Source organism: Capnocytophaga sp. oral taxon 324 str. F0483 (genome assembly GCF_000318315.2).
GTDB classification, from domain to species: domain Bacteria; phylum Bacteroidota; class Bacteroidia; order Flavobacteriales; family Flavobacteriaceae; genus Capnocytophaga; species Capnocytophaga ochracea.
Genome location: NZ_KB291477.1, coordinates 1 through 8,884, shown reverse-complemented (window position 1 = coordinate 8,884; position 8,884 = coordinate 1). Strand labels below are relative to the sequence as shown.

Here is an 8,884-nt window from a genome sequence, read left to right as displayed (position 1 = left end):
CCTCATTCCTCTAATACAACCTCACACCCCATTTTCTCATTTCCTCATTCTCTCATTTCCTCATTTTCTCTGCCTATCGCTTTTGCGTCGCAATTCCTAGTGCCTATGGACTAAGGCCTCGCTCCTAATTTTCAACCCTTATCGTACTTCGACTTGCTAATTTGCTAATTACGTCGTATCTTTGCACCCAATAATAAAAGAAAACATCAAGAATGAATACACCGCAAGAATTGTGGCGCAACAAGTAATTAGTAATAAACACCGCAAACTTTACCAAAGTTGAAACCCACTAAAAAATGACAGTAAAAATAAAAAACCTATCAAATAACGAGCTCCCTTCATATCAAACCGAAGGAGCTGCAGGCGTAGACCTAAGAGCTAATTTGCCTAACAGTAACATCACCTTACAACCCTTAGAGCGCACCCTCGTGCCTACCGGCTTATTCTTAGAAATACCCGAAGGTTATGAAGCACAAGTGCGTCCGCGTAGCGGTATGGCAATCAAGCACGGCATTACAGTAATCAATAGCCCAGGTACTATCGATTGTGATTATCGTGGCGAGGTAAAAGTTCCTATCGTAAACCTATCCAATGAACCCTTTACCATTGCCCACAGCGACCGTATTGCCCAAATGGTGTTTGCCAAGTATGAGAAAGCCACTTTTGAAACTGTAACCGAGCTTTCACAAACTGAAAGAGGTGCCGGAGGCTTCGGAAGCACCGGAGGTAATTAAGCAAATAGTCTCATTGAGAAATAACATATTATGAAAAAAATCATCTTAATCCTTACAGTCTTGCTATTGGTGAGCTGTAAAACCAAACAAGCAGTGGTAACCCCCGCTGGCAGAACAAGCGTTGATAAACAAGCCAAAGAAATTATCAACCGCCACCTAAAATCGTTTCCTGATTTTAAAACACTTAGCGCTAACCTGCAAGTAACTTATAAAGACGGTAAGAATGAGCAAAGTTTGCCTCTATCTTTCCGTATGGAGAAAGACAAAACAATATGGATATCCGCTCCTTTGGGAGTAGCCAAAGCACTCATCACCCCCGAAAAAGCCGAATATTATAACCGTTTAGACAGTTCTTTTTTCAGCGGTGATTTTAGCTATATCAGCAAACTGTTAGGCATTGATGTAGGTTTTAACGAATTGCAGAACCTATTATTAGGCAATGCGCTTTACAGTCTCAACTTTAAAAGCGAAGGTTTTATCAAGCTCCTCCCTGAGGACAACAACCGCTATAATATTGAAGTCACCGGCGAGTCGCCCGTAGAAGTGATTTACCGCTTTTTCCCTGATAATTACCGTGTGGAGGTTACCGAAGTAAATCATTTGGGAGCAAACCAAAAGGCAATAGCAACTTACAGCTATCAGCAAGTGGGGGAACTCTTATTACCTCTCTCCATTAAGATAGTTGCCAGCGAGGGAGAGAATAGCACCCAAATCACTTTAGAGTTCAAAGGATTGGATTTAGATAAAAAACTGTCCTTTCCTTTTAAAATCCCATCGGGAATGAAAGAAATAACAATAAACAAGTAACAAATGTGTCTCAAACTTTACCAAAGTTGAAAATACGTTAAACTGTCCGTCGTGCTACGACCTATGAATATACTAAAAATCACACTGCTTTTGCTTTGCTTTCCGCTACTCCTTACAGCGCAAACTAAGCAAAAAGAATTAGAACAACGCAAGAAGGCACTGCTCGAACAAATCAAGCAGATGTCCGCTTTACGCCAACAACAAAGTCAGCAACACAAAACTACCATTCAGCAGATAGAAGTTGCTAATGAGAAGATATTAGCGCGCACACGCCTAATACAAATCAATCAGCAACAGGCGAATTTGCTTTCCAAAGAAATAGCTGACAACGAGGAACAACTGCGTACCCTCAAAAAAGAATTGGAATATCACAAAGGCGAATACGCTAAGATTATCAAACAGTCGTTCAAAAGTAAATCGGCACAAAACCGATTGTTATTCCTGCTCTCTTCCGAAAGTTTTTCGCAAGCCTACAAGCGATTGGCTTATATGAAACAGTATGCCAACTATCGCAAAGAGCAGGTGAGCCTCATACGAGAAAAGACTGATAAAATAAAGACTATCAACAATACTTTGGTAGCCCAACGCAATACTAAAAACCAAGTATTGGAAGAGCAACGCCAAGAGCAAGCCACTTTGGAGACTGAGAAAAAGGAATTGGAAGTGTTGGCTACCAATATCCGTGCTGCAGAACGTAACTATGAAGCACAGATACGCGAAAAACAAAAACAAGCTAACGCTATCGACCGCGAAATACAGCGCCTGATTCGTTTAGCTATTATAGAGGCAAATAAACGTGAGAAAGAGCGTTTAGCTGCTTTAAACAGAGGAAAAAACGCTCCTAAAACTACTTCTTCTCCTTCCTCAGGTTCTAATACTGAAATTATTTTTGTACTTACTCCCGAATCGCGTAAAGTAGCCGATAGCTTCGAAGCCAACAAGGGTAATCTTATTTGGCCAGTGGCAAAGGGCTATAAATCGCAAGGTTTTGGGGTGTATTACGACCCTGTATATCCTGAGTTGCAACATTACAATAATGGGGTAACCATTGCTACTGAAAAAGGTTCAGAAGCCCGTTGTGTGTTTGAAGGAGAAGTATCAGCCATACAATCGATACCAGGAAGTAACAAAGTGGTGCAGGTGCGACACGGTAACTACATCACTATTTATTACAATCTCACTGATGTGTATGTAAAGAAAGGAGATAAGGTAAAAGCCAAAGAGCCTCTTGGCAAAATCTTCACCGATAGCAATGGTAAGACTGAAATGAAGTTCTTTATATATAAAAACACTACTCGCCTCAACCCCGAATTCTGGATACATAAAATGTAATAACATAAGAAAATCCCTACAAAAGAAAGTAAACTTTTGTAGGGATTTTTATTAGAATAAACTCAACTGTTCCACGGGCAGTAACTGAAATGTTTTGCGGTGGTGCTCAGTAGTGCCGTGTTCGGCGATAGCTTTGCGGTGGTCGGGAGTGGGATAACCTTTGTTTTGCTGCCAATGATACTCAGGGAACTGCTGGGCAAGGTCTTCCATATAGGCATCGCGGTAGGTTTTCGCAAGTATCGAAGCCGCTGCGATGGTTTGTATTTTGCCGTCGCCTTTCACTACACAAGCGTAAGGTATTTTCTGGTAAGGCAAAAACTTATTGCCGTCTACCGCTATAAAATCAGGGGTTATTTTGAGCTGAGCAATAGCGCGATGCATAGCCGTGATAGAAGCGCGGAGGATATTCAGCTCGTCTATTTCGGCAGGGAGTACGTGACAAACAGCATAAGCCACTGCCTCGCGCTCGATGATAGGTCGCAGGAGGTTGCGCTGTTTTTCGGTGAGTTGTTTAGAGTCGGTGAGGAGGTCGTTTTTGAAGTCGGGGGGCAATATCACAGCTGCCGCCGTTACAGGACCCGCCAAACAACCGCGTCCCGCCTCATCAGTACCCGCTTCTAATGAAGAATGATAGAATAATTGTAACATAGGTAAGAGATAAGAGATATAAGTAGTTGAAAAAAGTGAAGAATATCTACTCCTTCCCTTATAAAAAGCAATAAAAAACCCGACTTTAGGTAATAAATCGGGTTTTTCTTAATTTTATTTTTGTGTAATGAATCTCGAGTAGTAGCTTACATCAAATATTTCATTTGTTCCTGAAATTTCGTTGTAGGTAACTACACTAATAATAGATAAGGCTATGATTCCTGCAAAAAACAGAACTTTTCTTTCTGAAAATATAGCACAATATACCAAATATACAACAGCAGGTACAAAAAGCAAATAAGGAAGTACTACCCTTATATTGTTGAGAAACAAAGCAGCTACCATTAAAATTAACAGAAAAGGAGCGTGCATAAGTAATAATCCCTTGCGTGTTTCCTCTTTACTTTTTCTTCTGAACAAAAAGTAAGAAACTGTTGCCGATAGTATCAGGAATACAACTAACATATAAGGTAGGTATCCGTTGAAGATAAATCCCGCTAAAATGTAAAGCGATACGACTATCAAGTTGTTTTTAAGAGTCTGTTTCATAATATGATTACTTTTAAGATTAGAGTACAAACCTATAAATAAGAACCAAACAAACAAATAATTAATGAAATTTAACTTTTTCAACTGAGTAAAAAATGAAAAACAATCACTGTGCCAAACTATTATTTTTTCTTAGTTCAGTTATATTTTTACTGTTTTCAGTGCAAAACTATTTCAGGGCGTGACAATTCTTACCTCTTACCTAAAATAAGCGTTGAGCAGTTACCTCCAAAGCCAAAGGAGTTAGAAAGCACGTGCTGTATAGGTTTGTATTTCAGTTCGGTTTGTGGGCGGATAGGCACTTCTTCCATTGGAGTACTGAAGTTGAGGTTAGGGAATACCACGCCGTATTGTAAGGCTAAAACGCTAAATACCGCTTCTACTGCCGAAGCTACTGCCAAAGTATGCCCTGTAAAGGCTTTGGTAGAACTAAAATCGGGGACGTGCTCGCCAAAGATACGCATTAAGGCGCGACTTTCGGAGAGATCATTGTTTACGGTAGCTGTTCCGTGTGCATTGATATAATCGATATCTGCGGGGGTTAATCCTGCTATTTGTAGGGCTTTTTGCATTGCTAAAAACGCGCCTTCACCATCGGCGGAGGAGGCTGTTTGGTGATAAGCATCATTGGCATTACCCCACCCTTTGATTTCTGCTAATATAGAAGCCCCGCGTTGTAGGGCATTTTCTTCGGTTTCTAACACCAAAAAAGCACCTGCTTCCCCTAAGTTTAAGCCCTTGCGATGTTGGTCGAAAGGAGTGCAGTCGGTATCAGAGAGAATCATCAGGGTATTAAAGCCATTGATAGTGAATTTAGAGAGAGCATCGGCACCACCGGCAATGAGGCAATTGGCTCTGCCTGTACGAAGCAGGTTGATAGCTGTTATGATGGCATTTGCCGAAGAAGAGCAGGCAGTACTCACGCTAGTTACAACGCCTTTTATGCCTACATAATTGGCGATTTGGTGAGTTACCTCGCCTATGTTGTGAGTAGTGATATAGCGCCGCAGGGGTTCATCATCGCCATAGCGGAAGAAATAGTTTTCGGTCATATCCATACCCCCAACAGTAGATGCCATAATAAGTCCGCTATGAGTGAGGTCTTTTGAGGTAAGACCAGCATTGGCAATCGCTTCTTGTAAGGCGATAATTCCTAAGAGAGAGGTGCGTGAATAGGCGTTCACTTCGGGTAATCGCAAAGCAGTAATAAGCTCAGCGTTCGTGCGTTTGATTTCGCCTACCTTGATGTGGTCGGCGTGAATGGTTTCTACATTTTCAATCCTGCTGATACCTGCTTGGCGATGGGTAAGGGCATAAAAATGCTCTTCGACAGTATTACCTATCGAAGAGTTAATTCCCATTCCCGTAATGACTACTTTTTTCGGCATCGCTATTTGGTGCGGTGAGCGGTGATGTAATCAGCCATTGTTTTCACCGATTGGAAGATTTCTTTTCCTTTTTTAGGGTCGTCTAAGCGGATACCGTAATTCTTGTCGAGTAGTACGATAAGTTCGAGAGCATCGATAGAGTCGAGGGCTAAGCCAGTGCCGAAGAGGGACTCGTTTTCATCGATATCCTCGGGGGTTAGTTCTTCTAAGTTGAGTACTTCAATAATTTTGTTCTTGAGTTCTAAAATAAGTGCGTCCATTATAAAAAGTTATTATTAGGGGGCAAAGATAGTGAAGAATTAGCAAATGAGCAAATTTTGGAAATTAGCAAATTGTGCAATGAAGGTTATAAAGCATTTGTAATTCTGTTCTCTATGTTTTTAGCTAAAGAAACTATGGTTTCATCATAGTTTTGAGGTGTTTTTAAAATCTCGTTTAAATGATGCTTTATCTTCATTAATATTTCTGTTCCTATAGCACTATATCTTATACTATCGGATAATTGTGTTGCTATTTCAGTATGTCCTTTCTGCTTTAAAATGTTGACAAGATGGTCAGTCTCTTTGTATAAATCCATAAATTCTTTATAAACGTGATGAAAAATAACTGATTTTTGTTGTAAATAACTTAGCCAAAGTTAAAATTTAGGCTAAGTTTGTGATGTTACACATTTTCTAATCTGCTAATTGGCAAATTTTACTAATCTATTAAAGTTGCTATGGCTCTATATTCGCCCTCTAAGAACTCTACCCACGCCATTAGTACACTTTGAGCTTTGCCTTGGGCTAATAGAGCTTGGCTATACTGTTGTAGGAAAGGTTCAGCTTGCTCGTAGCTATCGAATACAAAAAAACTGTTTTCGGTTTTCAGCTGGTGGCGTATGCTTATCTCACCTAAACAGATGTTGGGTAGGGTGTAAACAAACACAGCGGGACTGGGGTAATATTCGTGTGGGTTCGCGATAGTAGCTTGATGTTTAAGGTCGGTATCGAGGCTGGCAGAACGATTGGCGAATACAAGGGCAACGCTATTTTTCTCCGACTGCGAAAACGGACGCAAGAGGACTTCGGCTGCTAAAAAAGCGAGCTTGCTGAGGTTATCCATTTTGAAGAACTTGGGATAATCCATTTGCAGGGCTTTGAGGGCTTTTTTGGAGAAATCGACGAAAGAAGTACTTTTATCGGAGAAAAGCACAGAGTCGTTGAGGGTTATGGTATTATTTTCTATCGTACAAGTTTTCATATTTTAAGTGATACTATATAAGGGAGCTCCTATGAGTTCAAAATCTTTCTTATTCAAGGTATAGATACTCATATCATAATAAATAGCAGTAGCTCCTATCAATGTGTCGGCAACTTTTGAATGAGGTTTTTGGAAAACAAGTTTCATTGCGACGTTACAAATATCATCGTTGATATTAATTACTGGAATGCTATTTATTACTGTTTTTAGCTTCATTCGCTTAGCCCTTTCGATACCCTCATAGAAAGCGAGCCAATTCATCAATTCAATATAAATAACAGGAGTAATGCATATATTTTGTATTCCTATAATTTCATCAATGGTTATCGTTATTTCTGCACTACTATTAAGAATGTAACGGCTTATTACATACATTCGTATCGCAAATTACCTTTTTCATTTTATCGGATAGGGTTACAAGGAGCAATTAACCCTTTTTTATAAAGGTCGGCTCCCACTTTTTGGGCTTCTTTTATAAGAGTAGTTAGGTTTTCTTCTTGATGAGCGTCTTCTTTTTCTTCTATTATAAGAGCAAAACCTATTTTTTTACTACCTATGTCTGAGGTAGTTTGCTTTTTTTTCTTTTCTAAAACATCTGTTCCCATAATATTCATAATTTTCTGCAAAGATATAAATATTTCGCCAATATACTAACGCGATTTGTAAACACTTCTTATGATATTTTGGAAATATCTAATCGTTAATCACTTTTATTGCTAATGCTGTGTTGCTTCCGCCGAAACCTGAGGCGGTTTTTAGGAGGTGTTTTACTTCTGTGTGTTGGGTTTGTTTTAGTACATTGATGGGTTGTGAAACGCCTAAGGTTTCATAATTTAGGCTCTTTAAGAGAATTTTATGGCGAGCAAATTCGATGGTGAGTACGGTTTCGAGCAAACCTGATGTGCCTAAGGTATGACCGAAATAACCTTTGTAGCTGTTTAGCGGAGGAGACAAGAGTCCGGCGCGCATAAAGGCAGTGCTCTCCATCTCGTCGTTATAAAGGGTGCCGGTGCCGTGAGCGTTGATGAGGTCTATCTGTTCAGGGCGTAACTTTGCCTCATCGAGGGCGTTTAGGACGCTTAAATAAAGCCCTTCGCCTGTGCGTGAAGGTCCTGAAATATGGTTGGCATCGTTGATAGAACTGCTACCCAAAAGTTGTGCTTTAGCGCCTGTTGCCTCACGGGTTACATAAGCCACTGCGGTAGCCTCGCCTAAGGTAATACCATCGCGTTGAGCATCATAAGGTCTGCAAGGTTGTGCACTCATCGCTTGAAAGGAATGAAAGCCCGAAAGCACAAATTCGCTTATCTCATCGCCTGCTAATACTATGGCACTATCGTAAGCATCGGCTTTCAGGAGTCTATCGGCTACCGAGAGTGCCATTGCTCCTGAGACACAAGCGTTGGAAACGACTATGGGAGTAGTAGTTACCCCTATGGCATTAGCCATTTTTTGAGCCAAAGTTGAAAGCAGAGGAGCGCTATCGCCATCGGCAAGCGCTGAAATATTGCCTTTGGTAGAGGAAAGGATAAGAGCGGTTCGAGGGGTGATTTTGATTTTATGGAAAATAGGTGCTATTGCCAAGAGCAGAAGCTTTTCTAAGCGTGAAAAGTCATTACGTTCTACCACCTGCTGAAATCGGTTTTCGATAGCTCCGTCGCCAATCTTAGAAAGGCAAACATCGGTGAGCTGTCCGTACATAGGATAACGGGCGATAGCTGAGCGTTCGCGCAGTAACAAACGGGCGGTGGTAGGGAGGTCGAAGCCTAAAGGGGTTACTATATTATAATGCTGGATATACATTTTTGGTGGCAGGAGCCTTACAAACTTTTGATATAAAGTGCAAAGATACGACGTAATTAGCAAATTAGCAAGTCGTAGTACGATAAGGGTTAAAAATTAGGAGCGAGGCCTTAGGCCATAGGCACTAGGAATTGCGACGTAAAAGCGACAGGCAGAGAAAATGAGTAAATTAGGAAATTAGAAAATGAGAGAATTAGCAAATGGGGTGCGAGCTACAAGAAAAGCACCAGCGGAGGTATTGTCAGTTTATTCAACTTTGCCAAAGTTTGAGATGAAAAAACGATGTGTTGAGACTGGTTAGGGGTTTCGGAAGGGAACGAAGGTTTTCAGAAGGAAGCTAAGAGGTTTTTTGGTGAAAAAAGGGTGTAAGAAGGGTGGGGT

The 8,884-nt window shown here is 40.7% G+C and carries 12 protein-coding genes; 3 read left to right on the top strand and 9 right to left on the bottom strand.

Translation table 11 applies throughout. From position 1 onward, the window contains the following. The first annotated feature begins 296 nt into the window (after nucleotides 1-296). The 3 genes from dut to HMPREF9072_RS00070 all read left to right on the top strand — a co-directional run bounded on the left by dut (nucleotide 297) and on the right by HMPREF9072_RS00070 (nucleotide 2,873). Nucleotides 297-734: a dUTP diphosphatase gene (gene dut / locus HMPREF9072_RS00080; protein WP_002674355.1), complete on the top strand. Its 438-nt coding sequence runs from the start codon at nucleotides 297-299 to the stop codon at nucleotides 732-734. A 30-nt stretch (nucleotides 735-764) separates the two neighbouring features. Further along, nucleotides 765-1,541, top strand: coding sequence for a DUF4292 domain-containing protein (locus tag HMPREF9072_RS00075; protein WP_009409902.1), 777 nt, complete (start codon nucleotides 765-767; stop codon nucleotides 1,539-1,541). Nucleotides 1,542-1,604: 63 nt separating this feature from the next. Next, nucleotides 1,605-2,873 carry a murein hydrolase activator EnvC gene (locus HMPREF9072_RS00070; protein ID WP_009409901.1) on the top strand — a complete coding sequence of 423 codons (1,269 nt, stop codon included), beginning with the start codon at nucleotides 1,605-1,607 and terminating at the stop codon, nucleotides 2,871-2,873. Between the two features lie 51 nt (nucleotides 2,874-2,924). On the opposite strand, the gene HMPREF9072_RS00065 is transcribed toward HMPREF9072_RS00070, so the two are convergent. The 9 genes from HMPREF9072_RS00065 to HMPREF9072_RS00025 form a co-directional block, all read right to left on the bottom strand. Next, nucleotides 2,925-3,521, bottom strand: coding sequence for a ribonuclease HII (locus tag HMPREF9072_RS00065; RefSeq protein WP_009409900.1), 597 nt, complete (start codon nucleotides 3,519-3,521; stop codon nucleotides 2,925-2,927). A gap of 114 nt (nucleotides 3,522-3,635) precedes the next feature. Further along, complete coding sequence (locus HMPREF9072_RS00060; protein WP_009409899.1) at nucleotides 3,636-4,070, bottom strand: hypothetical protein; 435 nt, start codon at nucleotides 4,068-4,070, stop codon at nucleotides 3,636-3,638. A gap of 191 nt (nucleotides 4,071-4,261) precedes the next feature. Continuing rightward, nucleotides 4,262-5,458: a beta-ketoacyl synthase gene (locus HMPREF9072_RS00055; RefSeq protein ID WP_009409898.1), complete on the bottom strand. Its 1,197-nt coding sequence runs from the start codon at nucleotides 5,456-5,458 to the stop codon at nucleotides 4,262-4,264. Nucleotides 5,459-5,460: 2 nt separating this feature from the next. Further along, nucleotides 5,461-5,718 (bottom strand): phosphopantetheine-binding protein, encoded by a 258-nt coding sequence (locus HMPREF9072_RS00050; RefSeq protein WP_009409897.1) that lies wholly within the window; start codon nucleotides 5,716-5,718, stop codon nucleotides 5,461-5,463. 86 nt (nucleotides 5,719-5,804) lie between these two features. Then, on the bottom strand, nucleotides 5,805-6,035 hold the full coding sequence (locus tag HMPREF9072_RS00045) for a hypothetical protein (protein WP_009409896.1): 231 nt from the start codon (nucleotides 6,033-6,035) through the stop codon (nucleotides 5,805-5,807). Between the two features lie 122 nt (nucleotides 6,036-6,157). Next, nucleotides 6,158-6,700, bottom strand: coding sequence for a hypothetical protein (locus HMPREF9072_RS00040; RefSeq protein ID WP_009409895.1), 543 nt, complete (start codon nucleotides 6,698-6,700; stop codon nucleotides 6,158-6,160). A 3-nt stretch (nucleotides 6,701-6,703) separates the two neighbouring features. Next, nucleotides 6,704-7,075 (bottom strand): type II toxin-antitoxin system VapC family toxin, encoded by a 372-nt coding sequence (locus HMPREF9072_RS00035; protein ID WP_009409894.1) that lies wholly within the window; start codon nucleotides 7,073-7,075, stop codon nucleotides 6,704-6,706. 26 nt (nucleotides 7,076-7,101) lie between these two features. Next, on the bottom strand, nucleotides 7,102-7,305 hold the full coding sequence (locus tag HMPREF9072_RS00030) for a 3-phosphoshikimate 1-carboxyvinyltransferase (RefSeq protein WP_232300827.1): 204 nt from the start codon (nucleotides 7,303-7,305) through the stop codon (nucleotides 7,102-7,104). A gap of 88 nt (nucleotides 7,306-7,393) precedes the next feature. Further along, the gene (locus HMPREF9072_RS00025; RefSeq protein WP_009409892.1) at nucleotides 7,394-8,503 is read right to left on the bottom strand and encodes a beta-ketoacyl synthase N-terminal-like domain-containing protein; all 1,110 of its coding nucleotides are present in this window, start codon (nucleotides 8,501-8,503) and stop codon (nucleotides 7,394-7,396) included. Between the last annotated feature and the right edge of the window lie 381 nt (nucleotides 8,504-8,884).

Excerpts from the sequence above, each read along its gene's own strand:
- HMPREF9072_RS00050 (WP_009409897.1), bottom strand. The coding sequence starts at position 5,718 with ATGGACGCACTTATTTTAGAACTCAAGAACAAAATTATTGAAGTACTC.
- HMPREF9072_RS00030 (WP_232300827.1), bottom strand. The coding sequence starts at position 7,305 with ATGGGAACAGATGTTTTAGAAAAGAAAAAAAAGCAAACTACCTCAGAC.
- HMPREF9072_RS00075 (WP_009409902.1), top strand. The coding sequence starts at position 765 with ATGAAAAAAATCATCTTAATCCTTACAGTCTTGCTATTGGTGAGCTGT.
- HMPREF9072_RS00060 (WP_009409899.1), bottom strand. The coding sequence starts at position 4,070 with ATGAAACAGACTCTTAAAAACAACTTGATAGTCGTATCGCTTTACATT.
- HMPREF9072_RS00045 (WP_009409896.1), bottom strand. The coding sequence starts at position 6,035 with ATGGATTTATACAAAGAGACTGACCATCTTGTCAACATTTTAAAGCAG.
- HMPREF9072_RS00025 (WP_009409892.1), bottom strand. The coding sequence starts at position 8,503 with ATGTATATCCAGCATTATAATATAGTAACCCCTTTAGGCTTCGACCTC.
- HMPREF9072_RS00065 (WP_009409900.1), bottom strand. The coding sequence starts at position 3,521 with ATGTTACAATTATTCTATCATTCTTCATTAGAAGCGGGTACTGATGAG.
- dut (WP_002674355.1), top strand. The coding sequence starts at position 297 with ATGACAGTAAAAATAAAAAACCTATCAAATAACGAGCTCCCTTCATAT.
- HMPREF9072_RS00035 (WP_009409894.1), bottom strand. The coding sequence starts at position 7,075 with ATGTATGTAATAAGCCGTTACATTCTTAATAGTAGTGCAGAAATAACG.
- HMPREF9072_RS00070 (WP_009409901.1), top strand. The coding sequence starts at position 1,605 with ATGAATATACTAAAAATCACACTGCTTTTGCTTTGCTTTCCGCTACTC.
- HMPREF9072_RS00040 (WP_009409895.1), bottom strand. The coding sequence starts at position 6,700 with ATGAAAACTTGTACGATAGAAAATAATACCATAACCCTCAACGACTCT.
- HMPREF9072_RS00055 (WP_009409898.1), bottom strand. The coding sequence starts at position 5,458 with ATGCCGAAAAAAGTAGTCATTACGGGAATGGGAATTAACTCTTCGATA.